Here is a 20,236-nt window from a genome sequence, read left to right on the forward strand (position 1 = left end):
ACCTTATCGAAGGGCTCTTCAGACACATGTCCGATCACATTCCGATGCGCGTGGCGGTCGTGGGGGCGACCGGCTTCCAAGGAGGTGCGACAGCGCGGCTGCTCGTGGAGCGGGGCCACCAGGTCCGTACCCTCAGCCGCAAGGCCGAAGCGGACCGTCCGGAACTGCCCGGGGTCTCGTTCGGCGAGGGCGACCTCGGACGGTACGAGGACGTGCGCCAGCTCTTCGAGGGCGCGACCCACGCGGCGGTCGTGATGCCCCTGGTGTACCAGGCGGAGACGGTCATGCGGTACGCGCAGCACATCGCGAAGGCGGCGCGGGAGTCCGGGGTGCTGCGGCTGGTCTACAACGCCAACACGCGCGTGCCGGACCGGACCACGAACGTGGTCGCCTTCGAGACGCGTCGACTGGCCGAAACCGTGCTCCGCGAGGGGCTGGCGCAGAGCGGCGTGGAACTGGTCGTGGTCCGTCCGCCCGTGTACCTCGACAATTTGTTCAGTCCGTGGAACGGGCCGGCGCTGCTGTCCGAGGGCGTGCTGGCGTATCCGCTGCCCGAGGCCGCGCCGACGGCGTGGATCTCGCACCGCGACCTCGCGGAGGCGGTGTTCGCGGCGCTGACGGTGGACGGCATCGCGGGCCGCACCTTCGACATCGGCGGCGCGGTGTCGCTGACGGGCGGCGAGTTGGCGGCGGCGTTCTCCCGCGGCCTGGGCCGCGAGGTGCGGTACGTGCCGCTGGCGCCGGAGGTCTTCGAGCAGGGGCTGTCGCAGATCCTCGGGCCGGAGGCGGCGGCCGGGGTGTCCGGGCTGTACCACTACATGGCCTCGGGCCTGGAGCCGAACTTGATGGCCGGCGACGGCGGCGCTTCGTCGACGGCCCTGTCCGTGAAGCCCGCGGCCGTCGAGGAGTGGGTGGACCGCCAGCCGTGGCACATGTGGATCGAGGAGATGGCATGACCGACGCGTTCGACCGGACCGGCGCGGCCCGTACGACCGGCGCGCCCGGCGCGACCCGTACGGCCGGCGCGCTCGCCATCGGCCCCAAGGAGCCGAGCTGGGAATTGACGCAGGCTTAATCAGACACACCTGCCCGAGGGCCCCGACGCATCGTGCGTCGGGGCCCTCGGGCGTGTGCGCCCGTCCCGGCCGGTTCCTTGCGCCCACCGAGTGAACGCGGACGGGGGCACCCGAGGACCCGGCCCGTGAGCCTCCTACCGGAACGTTACAAATATCAGGAGACTTCAACAAAACCGGCACATCACTACATTTCCGACACCTCCTCAGCCGGTCACCCGTCCCCGCCCGCACAGCCCGCACAGGTGAGCTCATGATCGGTCGCATCCCCGTCCTGGACGTCAGTCCCCTGGTCGACTGCGGGAGGAGGCCCGCCAAAGCCGTCGTCGGCGAAACCTTCCGGATCGGCGCCACGGTCTTCCGCGAAGGCCACGGCGCCGTCGGAGCCAACGTCGTACTGCGCGGCCCCGGCGGTCGCCCGGGCCCCTGGACCCCGATGCGCGAACTCGCCCCCGGCTCGGACCGCTGGGGCGCGGACGTCACCCCGGACGTCGAGGGCCGCTGGAGCTACGCGGTGGAGTCGTGGAGCGACCCGCTCGCCGACTGGCTGCACGAGGCCGAGGTGAAGGTGCCCGCGGGCATCGACACCGCGCTCGTGCTGGAAGAGGGCGCGCGGCTGTACGAACGCGCCGCCGGCGGCGTGCCGAAGCGGGACGGCCGCGAGGCGGTGCTCGCCGTCGTCGACGCGCTGCGCGACGACACCGAGGAGCCCGAGACCCGGCTCGCCGCCGCGCTCGCTTCGGACGCCCGCCGGGCGCTCGCCCGCCACCCGCTGCGCGAACTGGTCACCATCTCCCGCCCCCTGCCGCTCCTGGTGGAGCGCCGCCGGGCGCTCTTCGGCTCCTGGTACGAGTTCTTCCCGCGCTCCGAGGGCGCTGTGGTCACCCCCGGCCGCCCCCCGGTCTCCGGCACCTTCCGCACCGCCGCCGAGCGGCTGCCGGCGATCGCCGCGATGGGCTTCGACGTCGTCTACCTGCCGCCGGTGCACCCCATCGGCACCAGCCACCGCAAGGGCCCGGACAACTCCCTGACCGCCGGCCCCCACGACGTCGGCGTGCCGTGGGCGATCGGCTCGCCCGACGGCGGCCACGACGCGCTCCACCCCGACCTCGGCACCCCCGCGGACTTCGCGCACTTCGTGCAGACCGCGCGCGCCCTGCGCCTGGAGGTCGCCCTCGACTTCGCGCTCCAGTGCTCCCCGGACCACCCCTGGGTCGCCGAGCACCCCGAGTGGTTCGCCCACCGGGCCGACGGCAGCATCGCGTACGCGGAGAACCCGCCGAAGAAGTACCAGGACATCTACCCGATCGCCTTCGACGCGGACCTGCGCGGCCTGGTCGAGGAGACGCTGCGGGTGCTGCGGCTGTGGATGGGTCGCGGGGTGCGGATCTTCCGGGTCGACAACCCGCACACCAAACCCGTCGTCTTCTGGGAGCAGGTCATCGCGGAGGTCAACCGCACCGACCCCGACGTGATCTTCCTCGCGGAGGCGTTCACCCGCCCCGCGATGGTGCGCACGCTGGCCGCGGTCGGCTTCCAGCAGTCGTACACGTACTTCACCTGGCGCACCACCAAGCAGGAGCTGACGGAGTACCTGACCGAGCTGTCCGAGGAGACCTCCGCCTACCTGCGCCCCAACTTCTTCGTGAACACCCCCGACATCCTGCACGCCTACCTCCAGCGCGGCGGACGTCCGGCCTTCGAGGTGCGGGCGGTGCTGGCCGCCACCCTCTCCCCCTCCTGGGGCGTGTACGCCGGCTTCGAACTGTGCGAGAACACCGCGCTGCGGGAGGGCAGCGAGGAGTACCGGCGCTCCGAGAAGTACGAGCTGCGGCCCCGCGACTGGGCGGCGGCGGAGCGCTCGGGGCGCACCATCACCCCCCTGATCACGGCCCTCAACCGGATCAGGAGGCGCCACCCCGCGCTCCAACAGCTGCGGAACCTGCACTTCCACGCGACCGACAACCCCTCGGTGATCGCGTACTCCAAGCGGGCGGGCCAGGACACCGTGCTCGTCGTCGCCAACCTCGACCCCCACCACACCCAGGAGGCCACGGTCTCGTTGGACATGCCGCGACTCGGGCTCGCATGGCACGAGACCGCCCCGGTGCGCGATCTGCTCACCGGTGAGACCTATCACTGGGGCAGAGCCGCCTATGTGCGCCTTGAGCCGGGCAGCACGCCCGCGCACGTCGTGGCTCTGCGACCGTCCCCGCCGATCGGAGGGTCACCCACATCATGATCGTCAATGAACCCGTCCACGACCTGTTCGAGGACACCCCCGAGAAGGACCGCGACCCCGACTGGTTCAAGCGGGCCGTTTTCTACGAAGTCCTGGTGCGCTCCTTCCAGGACAGCAACGGCGACGGCGTCGGCGACCTCAAGGGCCTCACCGCCAAGCTCGACTACCTGCAGTGGCTGGGCGTCGACTGCCTCTGGCTGCCGCCGTTCTTCAAGTCGCCGCTGCGGGACGGCGGCTACGACGTCTCCGACTACACCTCCGTCCTGCCGGAGTTCGGCGACCTGGCCGACTTCGTCGAGTTCGTGGACGCCGCCCACCAGCGCGGCATGCGCGTCATCATCGACTTCGTGGTGAACCACACCAGCGACCAGCACGAGTGGTTCCAGCAGTCCCGCACCGACCCGAACGGGCCGTACGGCGACTACTACGTCTGGGCCGACGACGACAAGCAGTACCCGGAGGCCCGGATCATCTTCGTCGACACCGAGTCGTCGAACTGGACCTTCGACCCGGTCCGCAAGCAGTACTACTGGCACCGCTTCTTCTCCCACCAGCCGGACCTCAACTACGAGAACCCGGCGGTGCAGGAGGAGATCGTCTCAGCCCTGCGGTTCTGGCTGGACCTGGGCATCGACGGCTTCCGGCTGGACGCGGTGCCGTACCTGTACCAGGAGGAGGGCACCAACTGCGAGAACCTGCCGCGCACCCACGAGTTCCTCAAGCGGGTGCGCAAGGAGATCGACGCCCACTACCCCGACACCGTGCTGCTGGCCGAGGCCAACCAGTGGCCGGAGGACGTCGTCGACTACTTCGGCGACTACGCGGCGGGCGGCGACGAGTGCCACATGGCCTTCCACTTCCCGGTGATGCCGCGGATCTTCATGGCGGTGCGCCGGGAGTCGCGCTACCCGGTCTCGGAAGTCCTCGCCAAGACCCCGGCGATCCCGAAGAACTGCCAGTGGGGCATCTTCCTGCGCAACCACGACGAGCTGACCCTCGAAATGGTCACGGACGAAGAGCGCGACTACATGTACGCGGAGTACGCCAAGGACCCGCGGATGCGGGCCAACATCGGCATCCGCCGCCGCCTCGCGTCGCTGCTGGACAACGACCGCAACCAGATCGAGCTGTTCACCGCCCTGCTGCTGTCGCTGCCCGGCTCGCCGATCCTCTACTACGGCGACGAGATCGGCATGGGCGACAACATCTGGCTCGGCGACCGGGACGCGGTGCGCACCCCGATGCAGTGGACGCCGGACCGGAACGCCGGCTTCTCCTCCTGCGACCCGGGGCGGCTGTACCTGCCGACCATCATGGACCCGGTCTACGGCTACCAGGTCACCAACGTCGAGGCGGCCATGAGCAGTCCGTCGTCGCTGCTGCACTGGACCCGGCGGATGATCGAGATCCGCAAGCAGAACCCGGCCTTCGGCCTCGGCGCCTACACCGAGCTGCCCTCCTCCAACCCCGCGGTGCTCGCCTTCACCCGGGAGTACCAGGACGACCTGGTGCTGTGCGTCAACAACTTCTCCCGCTTCGCCCAGCCCACCGAGCTGGACCTGCGGGAGTTCGCCGGTCGGCGGCCCGTCGAGCTCATCGGCCAGGTCCGCTTCCCGGCGATCGGCCAGTGGCCGTACCTGCTCACCCTCGCGGGACACGGCTTCTACTGGTTCCGGCTGCGCCAGGACCGGGCCGCCGGCTGATCCGCACGACGCCCGGCCGGGCGGTCTCGACCACGGCCGGGCGTCCGCACCCGCACGCCCCACCCCCGCACCGGGCACTCTGAGCGCCCGCCCCGCGCGCCGCCGGACAGTGGACGCCATGATCCGCGACACTCTCCGCATATGTGACAAAAGGGTATATTTCGGGGAAAGGACGCGATGCCATGTCGGAGACTGCTGCCACCCGCACTCCCGTAGGCCGACTCCCGCTGGTACCGCTGCTCCCCTCGCTCGCCCCGCTGCTGCGGTCCTGGCTGCCCCGCCAACGCTGGTTCGCCGGCAAGGGCCGGTCGATCACCGGCTTCTCGCTGGTGTCGGCGACCGAGCTGCTGCCGGTGACCGGCGCGGACGCGGGACCGGGGCTGCTGCACCTGCTGGTGACGGTGCACCAGGGGGCGTCCTCGACCCCGGACGACTGCTACCAGCTCCTGCTGGGCGTACGGGACGTTCTGCCGCCGCACCTCGCCCCCGCGCTGATCGGCCGCCCCGCCGCCGGCCCGCTCGCCGACCGCACGGTGTACGAAGGGCTCCTTGACGCGCGCCTTGCGGAGCTGGTCCTGGAGCGGCTGCGCACCCCCGGCACCCTCGGACCGCTGCGCTTCGAGCAGTTCGAGGACGCCCCCGCCGTACCGGGCGGGCTGGCCGCGCGCCCGCTCGACGCCGAGCAGTCCAACTCGTCGCTGGTGTACGGCGACGAGTACGTCCTCAAGGTGCTGCGGCGCGTCCAACCGGGCCCCCACCCCGACCTGGAGCTGCCGTTGGCGCTGGCCCGCGCCGGCTGCCCGCGGGTGCCGGTACCGGTCGCCTGGTACGAGACGGCCGCGCCCCGCCCGTACGCGCTCGGAGTGCTCCAGCCGTATCTGCGCGGCTCCAAGGACGGCTGGCAGCTCGCCCTGGAGGCGCTGGCCACCGGCCGTCCCTTCACCGCGGAGGCCAGGGCCCTGGGCCGGGTCACCGCCGAGGTGCACACCGCGCTGGCGGCCGAGTTGCCGACGCTCGCCCTCGACCGCGCCCGGGCCGGACGGCTGGCCGATGCGATGGCCCGCCGGCTGGACGAGGCCGTGCGGGCGGTGCCCGGACTGCTGCCGTACGCGCCCCGGCTGCGCACCGCCTTCGACGCGCTGGCGGACCTCGGGGACGCCGGGCGCCGCTGGCGCGTCCAGCGCGTCCACGGCGACCTCCACCTCGGCCAGGCGCTGTACGCGGACCGGGACTGGTCGGTGATCGACTTCGAGGGCGAGCCGGCGCGCCCGCTGGCCGAGCGCCGCCGCCCCCAACCGCCGGTGCGGGACGTCGCCGGGATACTGCGCTCCTTCGACTACGCGGCCCGCACGCACCGCCCGTGGAACCCGGCGTGGGCGGAGCGCTGCCGGGTGGCGTACTGCGAGGGCTACGCCGAGGCCGCGGGCGTCGACCCGCGGGCCGAGCCCGAGTTGCTGCGCGCGTACGAGACCGACAAGGCGGTGTACGAGGTGGTGTACGAGGCCCGGCACCGCCCCGACTGGCTCCCGGTGCCGATGGCGGCGATCGACCGGCTGGCCGCCTTCGCCTGAAGCCCCGCCCCGCACCCCTCTTCCCCCGTTGTGTTCCAAGGAGGCCCGTACCCGTGACCCCCGCACGCCCCCCGTACCACGACACCCCCGACACCGAGGCGGCGAGCGCCCCGGCGCCCACGTCCGTGCCCAGGCCGACGGTCCAGCAGGCCGCCGCCGCGCGGCCGGCCCGCTCGGGCGCGGCGAAGCCGGCGCGCCCGGCGCCGCCGGTACGGAAGGCGCCCGCCCGCGCGGCGCGGCAACAGGCCGCCCCCCGGCCGGGCGTGCCCGCGGCGCCGCCCCTCGCGCCCGAGGAGCGCGCCCGGCTGCTCGGCGGCGGGCACCACGACCCGCACGCCGTGCTCGGGGCGCACGTCGGGCCCGACGGCGTCGAGGTGCGCGTACTGCGCCCGTACGCGCGCGGGGTCGCCCTGCTCGCCCCCGACGGGTCACGGGTGCCGCTGCACGACGACGGCGACGGGCTGTTCGGCACGCTGCTGCCGGGCCGCACGGTGCCCGATCACCGGCTGCTGATCACGTACGACACCCCGGACGGGCGGGGCGTCCACGAGGTCGAGACGCACGACCCGTACCGGCTGCTGCCCTCTCTCGGCGAGCTCGACCTGCACCTGATCGGCGAGGGGCGGCACGAGGAGCTGTGGCGGGCGCTGGGCGCGCATCCGCTGGTCCACCAGGGCGTGGCCGGCACCCGGTTCACGCTGTGGGCGCCCAACGCACGGGGCGTGCGGATCGCCGGCGACTTCAACTACTGGGACGGCGGCGGCTACCCGATGCGGTCGCTGGGCTCGTCGGGGGTGTGGGAGCTGTTCGTCCCCGGCATCGGCGAGGGCGCGCTGTACAAGTTCGAGATCATGCGCCCGGACGGCACGCACACCCTGCGCGCCGACCCGATGGCCCGGCACACCGAGGTGCCGCCCGCGAACGCCTCGGTGGTGACGGCCTCGCACCACGTCTGGCAGGACGCCGAGTGGCTGGCCCGCAGATCCGAGCGTCCGGTGCACGAGGGCCCGATGTCGGTGTACGAGGTCCACCTGGCGTCCTGGCGGCCCGGGCTGACCTACCGCCAGCTCGCCCAGCAGCTCCCCTCCTACGTCAAGGACCTGGGCTTCACGCACGTGGAGCTGATGCCGCTGGCGGAGCACCCCTTCGGCGGCTCGTGGGGCTACCAGGTCACCGGCTTCTACGCGCCGACCTCCCGCATGGGCTCCCCCGACGACTTCCGCCGGCTGATCGACGCGCTGCACGGGGCCGGGATCGGCGTGATCATGGACTGGGTGCCGGCGCACTTCCCGCGCGACGAGTGGGCGCTGGCCGACTTCGACGGGCGCCCGCTGTACGAGCACGCCGACCCGGCGCGGGCCGCGCACCCGGACTGGGGCACGCTGGAGTTCGACTACGGCCGCAAGGAGGTCCGCAACTTCCTCGTCGCGAACGCGGTGTACTGGTGCGAGGAGTTCCACATCGACGGGCTGCGGGTGGACGCGGTCGCCTCGATGCTCTACCTCGACTACTCCCGCGAGGAGGGCGAGTGGACGCCGAACGCGCACGGCGGCCGGGAGGACCTGGACGCGGTCGCCTTCCTCAAGGAGATGAACGCCACCGTCTACCGGCGCTGTCCGGGGGTGGTCACCATCGCGGAGGAGTCCACCGCCTGGGACGGGGTGACCCGCCCCACCGACGGCGGCGGCCTCGGCTTCGGCCTGAAGTGGAACATGGGCTGGATGCACGACTCGCTGGAGTACATGGTCCGCGAGCCGGTGCACCGCAAGTTCCACCACAACGAGATGACCTTCGCGATGGTGTACGCGTACAGCGAGAACTACGTCCTGCCGATCTCGCACGACGAGGTCGTGCACGGCAAGCGGTCGCTGGTCGGCAAGATGCCGGGCGACTGGTGGCAGCAGCGCGCCAACCACCGCGCCTACCTGGGCTTCATGTGGTCCCACCCGGGCAAGCAACTGCTCTTCATGGGCCAGGAGTTCGCCCAGGGCGCGGAGTGGTCGGAGTCGCACGGCCCCGACTGGTGGCTGCTCGACCCCTCGTACGCGGCCGAGCCCGACCACCGCGGGGTGCGGCACCTGGTGCGCGACCTGAACGCGGTGTACGGGGCCACGCCCGCGCTGTGGGAGCGGGACTCGGCGCCCGAGGGCTTCGCGTGGATCGACGCGGACGCGGCGGAGGACAACGTCTTCGCGTACGTCCGCTTCGACGCGGCCCGCAATCCGCTCGTCGCGGTCAGCAACTTCTCACCGGTGGTGCGGGAGGGGTACCGGCTGGGGGTGCCGGAGTGGATCCCGGCGTGGGAGGAGTGCGTGAACACGGACGAGTCGCGGTACGGGGGTGCCGGCATCCGCAACGGGTCGGGCGAGCGCTGGACGGTGCTCCCGGAGCCGACGCCGTCCCACGGCCGCGGCTCCAGTGTGCTGCTGACGTTGCCGCCCCTCGCCACGCTCTGGCTCCGCCCGTCGTAGCCCCCTCCTCACGCGGGCTGCCCCACCGAGCGCCGAGCCTGGCCCCTGCGAGGCCGTTGCCAAACGGGCGCGGTCCCGCCGTAGCGAGTGCGCACCAATGGCGTCTGCGGCCCGTCTGTGGCTTGTCGCGCAGTTCCGCCCCCTCGGGCCCCAGAGGGCCTGGGGGGACCCCCAGCGCCCCTGTTTCGCTCCCCCCGTCATGTATCTGCGGGGCAGGGGCAAGGAGTTTAGGGGCGCGGGGAACTGCGCGAACAGCCCACCACCGGGCCGCGGAGACCAACGCTTCCGTCGCCGCAACGGCGGAGTCGTCAGGGGGTCAGGCCCGGGGGGAGCGGGGACACGTGCAGCAGGCCCAGTCGCTGGGTTGCTCGGGTCATCGACACGTACAGGTCGCTGTCGTCGAAGCGGGACGGCTCGACGAGGACCACCGCGTCGAACTCCAGGCCCTTCGCCGCGCGGGGCTCCAGCAGCACCACCCGCCGGGTGAGGTCGACCGCGCCGCCCGCGAGCGCCGGGTCCGCCCCGGCGAGCAGCGGGTGCAGGTCGGCCGGGGCGATCACCGCGAGCCGGCCCTCGTCCGGGGTCTCGCGGCGCACCGCCGCCGCCACCGCCGCGGCGAGGCCGTCCGCGGCGACCCGCTCGCGCCACGGCTCGACGCCCGTCGACCGCACCGAGCGCGGCGGCTCGAAGTCGGGGTGCGTGGCCCTGCGCGCCGCCGCGGCGAGCGCCATGACCTCCGCGGGGGTGCGGTAGTTGACGCCGAGCCGGGCGAGGGTCCAGCGGTCGCCCACGTACGGCCCGAGGATCTGCTGCCAGGTGCCGGCGCCGGAGCGCTCCGCGGTCTGGGCGAGATCGCCGACCAGGGTCATCGAACGCGTCGGGCAGCGCCGCATCAGCAGCCGCCAGGCCATCGGCGACAGCTCCTGCGCCTCGTCCACGATGATGTGCCCGAAGGCCCAGGTGCGGTCCGCCGCGGCGCGCTCCGCGGCGCTGCGGTGGTCGGCCTCCTCGTGCCGCTCGGCCATCCGTTCCGCGTCGATGACGTCGTGCGCGGCCAGGACTTCGGACTCCTCGTCCTCGAACTCGTACGTCTCCGAGCCCGCCGACAGGTCCAGCACGCCCTGTGCGTAGGCGATCCGCTGCTGCCGCGCGGCCTCCTGAGCGGCGCGTTCGGCGCTGTCGTCGACGCCGATCAGCTCCGCGGCCTCGTCGAGGAGCGGCACGTCGGCCGGGGTCCAGGGGCCGCCCTCGCGCCGCAGCAGCAGCGCGTCGTCGTCGGTCAGGTAGCCCTCGGGGTCGGCGAGGAAGTCCGTGACGACCTGCTCGGGGGTGAGCACCGGCCACAGTTCGTCGATGGCGGCGTGGACCTCCGCGCTGGTGGCGACCTCCTTGCCGATCTGGGCGGCGTCGTCGGGGCCGAGGAGGTTCGGCCCGCCGTACGGGTCGGCGCCGAGCCGGTCGACGAGCTCCGCGGTGAGCGCGTCGATGATCCGGAACGCGAAGTGCGGCCGGGCCAGGTTGTGCGGCAGCCCGGTGGCCCGGGCGCGGTCCCGCGCTTCGTACGCCATCTCGCGGTGCAGGCGCAGCGTGCCGTACTGCTCGTGGTCGACGAGCAGGGCGGGCTCCGGGATGGTGCCCTGCGACTCGTGGTCCGCGCCGGGCGCGCCCGGGATGGTCTCGGGCAGCCGCTGGCGGTCGCGCACCACCCGCTCCAGCACCGCGGCCATCTCGACGCGCCCCTTGACCTCGGCGGCGGCCGGCGGCTCGACGCCGGTGGCGTGCACGCCGGGGAAGAGTTCGCCCATGGTGGACAGCAGGACGCCGGTCTCGCCGAGGGACGGCAGCACCTCGCCGATGTAGCCGAGGAAGGCCGGGTTGGGGCCGACGATCAGCACGGCCCGGCGGGCGAGTTGCTCGCGCTCGGCGTACAGGAGGTACGCGGCGCGGTGCAGCGCGACCGCGGTCTTCCCGGTGCCGGGGCCGCCCTCGACGACGAGCACGCCCTGGCGCGGGGCGCGGATGATGCGGTCCTGTTCGGCCTGGATGGTCTGCACGATGTCCGCCATGCGACCGGTGCGGGCGGCGGAGACCGCGGCGAGCAGCACGGAGTCGGCGTCGTGGTCCTCGTAGCCGGTGCGGCCGGTCTCCCTCAGGTCCAGGACCTCGTCGTGCAGCGCGGTGACGGTGCGCTCGTGGGTGCTGATGTGCCGGCGGCGGCGCAGCCCCATGGGCTCGTACCCGGTCGCGAGGTAGAAGGGGCGGGCGACGGGGGCGCGCCAGTCGACGAGCAGGGGGGTGAGGTCGGGGCCGGCCGTACGGATGCCGATGCGGCCGATGTGGCGGACCGTGCCGTCCTTGAAGTCGAGCCGGCCGAAGCAGAGTCCGGACTCCACGGCGTTCAACGCGGCGAGGTGGGCGGAGCGCTCGAAGGTGCGCACGTCGCGTTCGACGCGCGCCTGCCGGCCGGTGCCGAGTTGGGCCAGGGAAGCCCGTACGGTGTCCTCGGCCTCGCGGCGGAGCTCTTCGAGGCGGGTGTAGACGGTGGAAAGGAATTGCTGCTCCTGCGCCAATTCCGCACTGTCCGCTGCGTGCCGGTCTTTCTCGCATTCCCCGTTTGACAATTCAGCTCCTGACGCGATATGGTGTCACCTGTTCGCAACATTTCCGCTTCTCTCCATCGAGTCGATCGAGATGACGGCGGAAGAACAGGCAAACAACCAATATACGCAGAGCAAAGCAGTCACGAAAACCCTCGGCCGAATCGGCGGGGGATTTTTTGTTACAAAGGGTGCCGTGTCCTCTGAATCCGACGGCGAACGCCCCGTCCGCGAACGCGCACCGCTCCACGAGCTGAACCTCTGGCGACGGGACCTCGGCCGTGCGCCGGACTCCGTCTGGGACCGCACCGACCTCCAGGTGCTGATCCTCGCCGACAACGGTCTGACCGAACTGTCCCCGCGCATCGGCGAGCTGCGGCGGCTGCGCACCCTGGACCTGGGCCACAACGCGCTCGTCTCGCTCCCGGTGGAGATCGGCGCGCTGCGCTCGCTCAGCCGCTTCCTCTACCTCCACGACAACCGGCTGTCCGAGCTGCCGGCGTCGCTGGGCCGGCTAACCGAGCTGCGCTACCTCAACGTCGGCGAGAACCCGCTCACCGCGCTCCCCGAGGAGATCGGGGCGATGGCGGCGCTGGTCGAACTGCGGGCGCAGCACTGCTCCCTCACGGAGCTTCCGTCCGGGCTCGGGCGTCTGACGGCGCTGCGCGAGCTGTGGTTGCGCGGCAACGCGCTGACGGGGCTGCCGGACTCGGCGGCGCGGCTGCGGGAGTTGCGCCAGCTGGAGCTGCGGGAGAACGCACTGGTCGAGCTCCCCCCGGCGCTGGCGTCCCTCCCGCTGCTGCGCTCGCTCGACCTGCGGGCGAACCGGCTGCGCGCCCTGCCCTCCTGGGTGGCCCGCATGCCCGCACTGGAGAAGTTGGACCTGCGGTGGAACGACCGTTGGGAGGGCGGGGCGCCGGATCCGGGAATCGTCGCGGAGTTGGAGCGGCGGGGGTGCGTGGTGCTGCTCAGCTAGGGCGTGGGGCGCGGCTTGCGGGCGGGTCAGTCGAGGACGTCGGCCAGTTCCCGTAGCAAACGGGCCTTGGGCTTGGCCCCCACGGTCGACAGCACCGGCTCGCCGTCGCGGAAGACCATCAGGGTCGGCGTGGCGAGCACGGTGTAGCGATGGGTCGTCTGCTGGTTGGCGTCCACGTCGATCTGCACCACCTTGAGCCGCCCCGTCTGCTCGCGGGCGATGTCCGCGAGGACGGGCTTCAGCATCCGGCACGGCCCGCACCAGACCGCGGTGAACTGCACCAGCACCGGAATCGGGGACTGAAGCACCTGCGTCGTGAAGTCGGCGTCCGTCACGTCCGGCACGCCCGTCGTCCGCGTCACAGCGCCCCCTCGTCGAAGCCCCAGGCGCAGCGGGGCGTCGGGCAGTCGAGCGTTTCCGCTTCGGCCAGTGCCAGTTGGGAGCCCACCCGCTCCCGCACCGACCGGAGCCGTTCGATCAGCCCGTCCAGTTCGCTGATCTTGGCCCGGTAGACGGCGAGGGAGGCGGGGCAGGAGTCGCCGGCGGGGTGGCCCGCCCGCAGGCACTCCACGAAGGGCCGGGTCTCCTCCAGTTCGAACCCGAAGTCCCGGAGCGTCTTGATCTCCTGGAGGAGGCGCAGATCGCTCTCGTCGTAGGCGCGGTAGCCGTTGTGCGCGCGCCGCGCGGGCAGCAGTCCGCGCTTCTCGTAGTAGCGGAGCGTGCGGGTGGTGGTCCCGGCGCGCTCGGCCAGTTCGCCGATTCTCATGTGGGCGAACCTAGACTTTGACGCCGACGTCAAGGCAAGGGGGCGAGGCGGCGAGGGGCGCTCAGCGTCGCGGGGCGAGCAGTGCCTCGTACGTCGCCGCCCAGATGTGGTCCCCGTGCCCGAGTTCCTTGGCCCGGTCCGTCATCCGCTTGACTGCGTCGATCTGTGCGGGGTCCAGCTTGTGGCTGTGCGTCAGGTGGGCGACGTGATCGACGGCCGCGGCCATCATCCCGAGGCCGCCGCCCCCGGCCCCGTAGGTGCGGCTGTCGACCGCGGCGGCGTTCGCCGGCAGCATGGGCGGCAGGATCGCGGCGATGGTGTCCATGTACGGGGCGACGTCGGCCGCGTCCACGCCCTCCTCCTTGGCCAGCGCGTAGGCGTTGATCATGCCGCTGATGGACGCGTAGAAGAAGTTCAGCAGCGCGAGGTCGAAGGCGGCGGCCCGGCCGTGGTCAGCGCCGACGTGCTCGGTCCGGCCGCCGAGAGCCCGCAGGGTGTCCTCGTGGCGCTCGAACACCTCGCGCGGGCCGGCGTGGAACAGCAGCCCGTGTTCCGTGCCGACGATGTCGACGGGCACCATCACGGCGCCGTCCAGGTACGCGATGCCGTGCCGCTCGGCCCAGGCGGCCGTGCGTCGGGAGCGCTCGGGCACGTCGGAGGTGACGTTGACGAGGGTGCGGCCGGCAAGGGCGTCGGCCAGCGGTTCGAGGACCGCGTCGGACGCGTCGTAGTCGAGGAGGCACACCACGGTCAGCCCGCCGGCCCGTACCGCCTCCTCGGCGCTGGCGGCGACGACGGCGCCCCGCTCGACGAGGTCGCCCTCCTTGCCGGGGGTGCGGTTCCACACGGTGGTGGGGTGTCCGGCGGCGAGGAACGCGCCGGCGAGCGCGCGGCCCATGCCGCCGAGGCCGATGACGGTGACGGCTTCCTGCCGTGCGGTGCTGTGGTTCCCTTCGGTGCTCATGGTCGCCATCGTTGGCGCGGTCTTCGGCCCGGACAAGTACTGACTTGGAAGTGCGCAACGCACCCCGGGGTAATCATCGAGGTCAGCCGTCCGCGGCGGGCGGGGAGGCGGTCAGGGGCGGTCGTCAGCACGGCTGTCAGAACGGCTGTCAGAACGGCTGTCAGGGGTGGTTGTCAGACCCGGGTGGCAGAGTTCCGCCCCATGGATCTCACGGAGTTCTGGCACGTCGTCGAAACCGCCCGGTCGACCGCCGCGGCGGCGGGCGAGCCCTTCGACGCCGCCCTGGTCGACACCCTCGCCGCCCGGCCCGCTTCGGACGTCCTCGACTTCGAGGACCGCTTCGAGGAGATGACTGCGGCGGTCTACCGGTGGGACGTGTGGGCCGCGGCCTACCTCATCGGCGGCGGCTGCTCCGACGACAGCTTCATGGACTTCCGGGCCGGCCTGGTCGCGCTCGGCCGCGAGTGGTACGAGAAGGCGGCGGCCGGCCCCGACGCGCTCGCCGAACACCCCGTCGTCGCAGGGGAAGCCACCGTGGGCGGCGTCGACTACATCTTCTTCGAGGGCGTGAACTACGCGCCGCGCGCCGCGTACGAGCGCGTCACCGGCGGGGAGGACTTCTACGAGGCGTGCACCCGCCGCCGGGCCGCCGGCGGCGAGCAGCGGCCGGCGCCCGTCGACATGGGCGAGGAGTTCGACTTCGACGACGAGGCGGAGATGCACCGCCGCTTCCCGCGCCTCTCGGCGCTGTTCCTCGACGACGACGAAGCCTGAGCGGCCGGCGTTCCGGCCCGGTGTCGAACGCGCCCGCGCCCACCCTCCGCCATGGGGGAAGCCGGAGAGTGGGCGCGGGTGGGAAGCGGCGCGGGAGGGGAAGGGGTGGGGCTCCCGGGCCGACGGGGTCAGACCTTCGCGGGGACGCCCTTCTCCTCGCGCGGCTCCGGGACGTCCGAGGCGGCCGAGGCGTCGTCGTCCGCGGGCGGGGCGCCGTGCCCGTCGTCGAGGAGGGTCTTCTCGTCGAACGGGATGCGGCCGGCGAGCACCGCCTCCACCCGCTCCTTGTCGATCTCCTTCGTCCAGGTGCCGACGAGCACGGTCGCGACCGCGTTGCCCGCGAAGTTCGTCAACGCCCGCGCCTCGCTCATGAAGCGGTCGATGCCGACGATCAGGCCGACGCCGTCGACCAGTTCGGGGCGGTGCGACTGGAGGCCGCCGGCGAGGGTCGCCAGGCCCGCGCCGGTGACGCCGGCGGCACCCTTGGACGCGATGAACATGAAGACCAGGAGCGAGATCTGCTCCGAGACGCTCAGCGGGTCGCCCATCGCGTTGGCGATGAACAGCGAGGCCATCGTCAGGTAGATCATCGTGCCGTCGAGGTTGAAGGAGTAGCCGGTGGGCACGGTGATGCCGACCACGGGCTTGCTGACGCCCATGTGCTCCATCTTCGCAATCAGCCGCGGCAGCGCCGACTCGGACGACGAGGTGGAGACGATCAGCAGGAACTCCCGGCCCAGGTACTTCATCAGCGACCACAGGTTGACCCCGGCGATCAGCTTCAGCAGGGCGCCGAGGACCACGAAGACGAAGAGTCCACAGGTGATGTAGAAGCCGATCATGATCACGGCCAGCGACTTCAGGGCGTCCACGCCGGTCTCGCCGACCACGGCCGCGATCGCGCCGAACGCGCCGACCGGAGCCGCCCACATGATCATCGCCAGGATGCGGAAGACCAGCCGCTGGATGTGCCCGATGCCGCGCAGCACCGGCTCGCCCGACTTGCCCATGGCCTGGAGGGCGAAGCCGGCCAGCAGCGCGACCAGCAGGGTCTGCAGGACCTTGCCCTCGGTGAAGGCGGAGACCAGCGTCGTCGGGATGATCCCCAGCAGGAAGTCGGCGGTCGACTCGCCGCCGCCCTCGGCCGCCTTGCCGCCGGCCTCCTTCGCCTCCTCGGTGATCTGGAGGCCGTTGCCCGGGTCCAGCACGTTGCCGACGAGCAGACCGATCGCCAGCGCGGCGATCGACATGACGACGAAGTAGCCCAGCGCGAGCCCGCCGACCGCGCCGACCTTGGCCGCCTTGCGGACCGACCCGATGCCCAGCACGATCGTGCAGAAGATCACCGGCGAGATCATCATCTTGATCAGGTTGACGAAGCCCGTGCCGATCGGCTTCAGCTCGACGGCGACTCCCGGGGCCGCGAAACCGACGGTGATGCCGAGCACCACGGCGACGATCACAGCGATGTACAGGTAGTGCGTGCGGTCCCTTCTGCCTGCTGCTGCAGCCACGGGTCCTCCTCGAATGTGTGCCGTTCCATGTCCCGTATGGATTTCGGCGAATATCCATCACGCTGTGACCCGGGTCACCGTTGCGTGCATTTCGTTCACGACCGAGCCCGCCCACGCCCAAACGAGCCGGGTGACGAATCTGGCACCCCATATCAAAAGTCATGATTCGAAGGGCAGACTGTCTCCATGCGCATACCCCGCCCCCGCAGCCTCGCGGGCCAGCTCTTCGCGATGCAGGTCGTCCTCGTCGCGGTGATCGTCGCGGGCTGCGCGCTGTTCGCCTACGTGACCGACCGCTCCCAGGCGGAGGACACCGCCCGCCGCCAGTCCACCGCCACCGCGGCGGCCGTCGCCGGCTCCCCCTCCGTCGCCGCCGCGATCGGCACCGCGCAGCCCACCGCGACGCTCCAGCCGTACGCGGAGCGGGTCCGCCGGGACGCGGGCGTCGACTTCATCACGATCATGGCGCCCGACGGCACCCGCTGGACCCACCCCGAGCCCGCCCAGATCGGCCGCACCTACCTCGGCCACACGGAGCAGGCCCTGCGCGGCGAGGTGTACAGCGAGAAGTACGCGGGAGTGCTCGGCTCCTCCATCCGCACGGTCGTCCCCGTGTACGGGTACGGGCAGGACGAGGACGGGCAGGACGCGGGCGACCGGCGCGTCATCGGCCTCGTCAGCGCCGGCATCACCATCCACTCCATCAGCGAGCAGGTCCGCGAGCAGGTCTTCGGGCTGCTCGTCGTCGCGGGCGGCGCCCTCGCGCTCGGCGGCGTCGGCACGTACGTGACCAACGCCCGGCTGCGCCGGCACACCCACGGCATGAACGCGGCCGAACTGAGCCGGATGCACGACTACCACCAGGCCACGTTGCACGCGGTGCGCGAGGGACTGCTGATGCTCGACGGGCGGCGCCGCATCGCCCTCGTCAACGACGGCGCCCGCGAACTCCTCGGCCTCGACGGGGACGCGGTGGGCCGGCCCGTGACGGAGCTGGGCCTGCCGCCGGGGCTGACCGGGGCGCTGCTGGCCGCGGAGCCCCGCGTCGACGAGGTGCACCTCACCGCGGACCGGGTCGTGGTCGTCAACACCAGCCCGGTGGTCGGCGGCGAGCGCCGCGGCACGGTGGTGACCCTGCGCGACCACACCGAGCTCCAGTCGCTGCTGGGCGAGCTGGACTCCGAGCGCGGCTTCACCCAGGCCCTGCGCTCCCAGGCCCACGAGGCCGCCAACCGGCTGCACACCGTGGTCTCCCTGATCGAACTCGGCCGGGCGGAGGAGGCCGTCGCCTTCGCCACCGCGGAGCTCGAACTCGCCCAGGTGCTCACCGACCGGGTCGTCGGCGCGGTGGGCGAACCGGTCCTCGCGGCCCTCCTGCTGGGCAAGGCGGCGCAGGCGAACGAGCGGGGCGTGGAGCTGGTGCTGGCCCCGGACAGCCGGATCGACGACGGGGTCCTGCCGACCGCGTTGTCCGCCCGGGACCTGGTGACGATCCTCGGCAACCTCATCGACAACGCCGTCGACGCCGCGTCCGAGGCGGCGGCCGGCGGGCTCCCGGCCGCCTCCCCCGACCGTCCCGACCGCCCCGACCGCCCCGACCGCCCCGGAGCCCTGAGGGCCCGCGTCACCGTCACCGCGTACGCCGAGGCCGACGAGCTGCTGGTGCGGGTGCACGACACGGGCGCCGGGATCGACCCCGCCCGTACGGACGACGTCTTCGACCGGGGCTGGTCCACCCACGGCCCGGGCCGCGGCCTCGGTCTCGCGCTGGTCCGCCAGGCGGTCCACCGGGCGCACGGCACCGTCACGCTGGCCGAAGGCCCGGACGGCGGCGCGGAGTTCACCGTACGGCTGCCGCTGGGATCGCGGGTGTCGGCGTGACGGGGCGGTCCCGACCGGCGGGGACGGGCTCCGGGGGCGCCCGGTGCCGTGTCGTACGATCGCCGCTGCCCACCGCGGAGGTGCACCACCCATGAGCGCGAGCGACGAGCCCATCAGCGTCCTGGTCGTCGAGGACGACCCCGTCGCCGCGGACGCGCACGCGCTGTACGTCGGCCGGGTCAGCGGCTTCCGCGTCGCCGGCGTCGCGCACTCCCGCTCCGAGGCGGTGCGGGTGCTGGAGCGCACCCGGGTCGACCTGCTGCTGCTCGACCTCTACCTGCCGGACGGCCACGGTCTCGCGCTGGTGCGCTCGCTGCGGGCCGCTGGCCACTCGGCGGACGTGATCGCGGTGACCTCGGCGCGGGACCTGACGATCGTCCGGGAGGGCGTGTCGCTGGGCGTGGTGCAGTACGTCCTCAAGCCCTTCACCTTCGCCACGCTCCGCGACCGGCTGAGCCGGTACGCCGACTTCCGCGCATCGGCGGGCGAGGCGAGCGGCCAGGAGGAGGTGGACCGCGCGCTGGCGACGCTGCGGGCGCCGGAGGGCGGCGCGCTCCCGAAGGGGTTGAGCGGTCCGACGCTGACGGCGGTCACCCGCAGCCTGCGTCAGGCGCCGGGCGGGCTGACGGCGGCGGAGGCGGGCGTGGCCGTGGGCATCTCCCGCATCACGGCGCGCCGGTACCTGGAACACCTGGTCACCCAGGGGCGGGCGGCGCGCAGTCCCCAGTACGGCCAGATCGGGCGCCCGGAGCTCCAGTACCGGTGGCTCTCCAGTACCGGTGGCTGACGACGCCGTAATCCGTTGTCGTCGCTCCCCGTGCGACGGATAGCGTCCCATCCATGGACGAACTGGAACTGCTCAAGCGCTCCGACGGTCCGGTCACCCGCAGTCGGCTCCGCCGCGACCTGTCAGCGCTCGGCCTCTCCGACGGCGACACCGTCATGTTCCACACTCAGATGTCCGCCATCGGCTACGTGGCGGGCGGCACCTCGACGGTGATCAACGCGCTCCTGGACGTCGTGGGCGAGCGGGGCACCCTGATGGTGACCTGCGGCTGGAACGACGCCCCGCCCTACGACTTCACCGACTGGCCGGCGGCCTGGCAGGACGCCCTGCGGGCCGAGCACCCCGCGTACGACCCGGACCTCAGCGAGGCGGACCACAACAACGGCCGGCTCCCGGAGGCGCTGCGCCACTGGCCGGGCGCGGTGCGCAGCCGGCACCCCGACGCCAGCTTCGCCGCGGTGGGTGCGGCGGCGGCGGAGCTGATGTCCGACCACCCCTGGGACGACCCGCACGGCCCCGACAGCCCGCTCGCCCGCCTCGTCGCCCGCGGCGGCCGGGTCCTCCTGCTGGGCGCGCCCCTGGACTCCCTCACGATCCTGCACCACGCGGAGGCCCTGGCCGACGCCCCCGGCAAGCGCTTCGTGGAGTACGAGCAGCCGATCCTCGTGGACGGCGAGCGCGTCTGGCGGCGCTTTCGCGACATCGACTCGGAGGACGCCGCGTTCGACTACTCGTCGGTGGTGCCGGAGGGGACGTGGCCGTTCGAGGTGATCGCGCGGGAGATGCTGGGAGCGGGGGTTGGGAGCGGGGGCTTGGTGGGCGCCGCGCAAAGCTACGTCTTCGACGCGCCGGCCCTCATGGCCTTCGCGGTCCCCTGGCTCGAAACCCGCCTCCGCCTCAAGCCGTAGCAGGCTCGG

16 protein-coding genes are annotated in these 20,236 nt (G+C 72.5%); 11 read left to right on the top strand and 5 right to left on the bottom strand.

What is annotated here, in order from left to right:
* Window positions 1–26 precede the first annotated feature (26 nt).
* The 6 genes from ABZ842_RS15345 to glgB all read left to right on the top strand — a co-directional run bounded on the left by ABZ842_RS15345 (window position 27) and on the right by glgB (window position 9,060).
* The gene (locus ABZ842_RS15345; RefSeq protein WP_361537121.1) at window positions 27–956 is read left to right on the top strand and encodes an NmrA family NAD(P)-binding protein; all 930 of its coding nucleotides are present in this window, start codon (window positions 27–29) and stop codon (window positions 954–956) included.
* On the top strand, window positions 953–1,075 hold the full coding sequence (locus ABZ842_RS15350; protein WP_361537124.1) for a hypothetical protein: 123 nt from the start codon (window positions 953–955) through the stop codon (window positions 1,073–1,075). Before ABZ842_RS15345 ends, ABZ842_RS15350 begins: the two co-directional genes overlap by 4 nt.
* Window positions 1,076–1,326: 251 nt before the next feature.
* Entirely contained in the window at window positions 1,327–3,315 is a 1,989-nt protein-coding gene (locus tag ABZ842_RS15355; protein WP_361537127.1) for an alpha-1,4-glucan--maltose-1-phosphate maltosyltransferase, read from the top strand.
* Window positions 3,312–5,018: a maltose alpha-D-glucosyltransferase gene (gene treS / locus ABZ842_RS15360; protein WP_361537129.1), complete on the top strand. Its 1,707-nt coding sequence runs from the start codon at window positions 3,312–3,314 to the stop codon at window positions 5,016–5,018. Before ABZ842_RS15355 ends, treS begins: the two co-directional genes overlap by 4 nt.
* A 182-nt stretch (window positions 5,019–5,200) precedes the next feature.
* Window positions 5,201–6,589, top strand: a complete 1,389-nt coding sequence (locus tag ABZ842_RS15365; RefSeq protein ID WP_361537131.1) for a maltokinase — start codon at window positions 5,201–5,203, stop codon at window positions 6,587–6,589.
* Between the two features lie 53 nt (window positions 6,590–6,642).
* Window positions 6,643–9,060 carry a 1,4-alpha-glucan branching enzyme gene (glgB, locus tag ABZ842_RS15370; RefSeq protein ID WP_361537133.1) on the top strand — a complete coding sequence of 806 codons (2,418 nt, stop codon included), beginning with the start codon at window positions 6,643–6,645 and terminating at the stop codon, window positions 9,058–9,060.
* Between the two features lie 308 nt (window positions 9,061–9,368).
* On the opposite strand, the gene ABZ842_RS15375 is transcribed toward glgB, so the two are convergent.
* Window positions 9,369–11,630, bottom strand: coding sequence for a UvrD-helicase domain-containing protein (locus tag ABZ842_RS15375; RefSeq protein ID WP_361537135.1), 2,262 nt, complete (start codon window positions 11,628–11,630; stop codon window positions 9,369–9,371).
* A 223-nt stretch (window positions 11,631–11,853) separates the two neighbouring features.
* On the opposite strand from ABZ842_RS15375, the gene ABZ842_RS15380 reads away from it, so the two are divergent.
* Entirely contained in the window at window positions 11,854–12,633 is a 780-nt protein-coding gene (locus ABZ842_RS15380) for a leucine-rich repeat domain-containing protein (RefSeq protein ID WP_361537137.1), read from the top strand.
* 26 nt (window positions 12,634–12,659) lie between these two features.
* Here the strand turns inward: ABZ842_RS15380 and trxA are convergent, their stop codons facing one another.
* From trxA to ABZ842_RS15395, 3 genes are all read right to left on the bottom strand, one after another.
* A complete protein-coding gene (gene trxA, locus ABZ842_RS15385) occupies window positions 12,660–12,995 on the bottom strand; it encodes a thioredoxin (protein ID WP_361537139.1) in 336 nt (111 codons plus the stop codon).
* Window positions 12,992–13,399: a MerR family transcriptional regulator gene (locus tag ABZ842_RS15390; protein WP_361537141.1), complete on the bottom strand. Its 408-nt coding sequence runs from the start codon at window positions 13,397–13,399 to the stop codon at window positions 12,992–12,994. The genes trxA and ABZ842_RS15390 overlap by 4 nt, the downstream gene beginning before the upstream one ends.
* Before the next feature lie 61 nt (window positions 13,400–13,460).
* Entirely contained in the window at window positions 13,461–14,363 is a 903-nt protein-coding gene (locus ABZ842_RS15395) for an NAD(P)-binding domain-containing protein (protein WP_361537143.1), read from the bottom strand.
* A gap of 201 nt (window positions 14,364–14,564) precedes the next feature.
* Between ABZ842_RS15395 and ABZ842_RS15400 the strand changes: the two genes are divergently transcribed.
* Complete coding sequence (locus ABZ842_RS15400; RefSeq protein WP_361537145.1) at window positions 14,565–15,137, top strand: DUF4240 domain-containing protein; 573 nt, start codon at window positions 14,565–14,567, stop codon at window positions 15,135–15,137.
* 128 nt (window positions 15,138–15,265) lie between these two features.
* Here the strand turns inward: ABZ842_RS15400 and ABZ842_RS15405 are convergent, their stop codons facing one another.
* Window positions 15,266–16,651, bottom strand: coding sequence for a cation:dicarboxylase symporter family transporter (locus ABZ842_RS15405; RefSeq protein WP_361537147.1), 1,386 nt, complete (start codon window positions 16,649–16,651; stop codon window positions 15,266–15,268).
* Between the two features lie 186 nt (window positions 16,652–16,837).
* Between ABZ842_RS15405 and ABZ842_RS15410 the strand changes: the two genes are divergently transcribed.
* From ABZ842_RS15410 to aac(3), 3 genes are all read left to right on the top strand, one after another.
* Window positions 16,838–18,532 (top strand): ATP-binding protein, encoded by a 1,695-nt coding sequence (locus ABZ842_RS15410; RefSeq protein WP_361537149.1) that lies wholly within the window; start codon window positions 16,838–16,840, stop codon window positions 18,530–18,532.
* Between the two features lie 91 nt (window positions 18,533–18,623).
* Window positions 18,624–19,319 carry a response regulator gene (locus ABZ842_RS15415; RefSeq protein ID WP_361537151.1) on the top strand — a complete coding sequence of 232 codons (696 nt, stop codon included), beginning with the start codon at window positions 18,624–18,626 and terminating at the stop codon, window positions 19,317–19,319.
* 53 nt (window positions 19,320–19,372) lie between these two features.
* Window positions 19,373–20,227, top strand: coding sequence for an aminoglycoside 3-N-acetyltransferase (gene aac(3), locus ABZ842_RS15420; RefSeq protein WP_361537152.1), 855 nt, complete (start codon window positions 19,373–19,375; stop codon window positions 20,225–20,227).
* Window positions 20,228–20,236: the final 9 nt, after the last annotated feature.

This window comes from Streptomyces sp. NPDC047315, from assembly GCF_040643215.1.
Taxonomy (GTDB): domain Bacteria; phylum Actinomycetota; class Actinomycetes; order Streptomycetales; family Streptomycetaceae; genus Streptomyces.

Coding starts and splice junctions, on each gene's coding strand:
- ABZ842_RS15345 (WP_361537121.1), top strand. CDS start 27: ATGTCCGATCACATTCCGATGCGCGTGGCGGTCGTGGGGGCGACCGGC.
- ABZ842_RS15410 (WP_361537149.1), top strand. CDS start 16,838: ATGCGCATACCCCGCCCCCGCAGCCTCGCGGGCCAGCTCTTCGCGATG.
- ABZ842_RS15355 (WP_361537127.1), top strand. CDS start 1,327: ATGATCGGTCGCATCCCCGTCCTGGACGTCAGTCCCCTGGTCGACTGC.
- ABZ842_RS15395 (WP_361537143.1), bottom strand. CDS start 14,363: ATGAGCACCGAAGGGAACCACAGCACCGCACGGCAGGAAGCCGTCACC.
- ABZ842_RS15365 (WP_361537131.1), top strand. CDS start 5,201: ATGTCGGAGACTGCTGCCACCCGCACTCCCGTAGGCCGACTCCCGCTG.
- ABZ842_RS15415 (WP_361537151.1), top strand. CDS start 18,624: ATGAGCGCGAGCGACGAGCCCATCAGCGTCCTGGTCGTCGAGGACGAC.
- ABZ842_RS15390 (WP_361537141.1), bottom strand. CDS start 13,399: ATGAGAATCGGCGAACTGGCCGAGCGCGCCGGGACCACCACCCGCACG.
- ABZ842_RS15400 (WP_361537145.1), top strand. CDS start 14,565: ATGGATCTCACGGAGTTCTGGCACGTCGTCGAAACCGCCCGGTCGACC.
- ABZ842_RS15350 (WP_361537124.1), top strand. CDS start 953: ATGACCGACGCGTTCGACCGGACCGGCGCGGCCCGTACGACCGGCGCG.
- treS (WP_361537129.1), top strand. CDS start 3,312: ATGATCGTCAATGAACCCGTCCACGACCTGTTCGAGGACACCCCCGAG.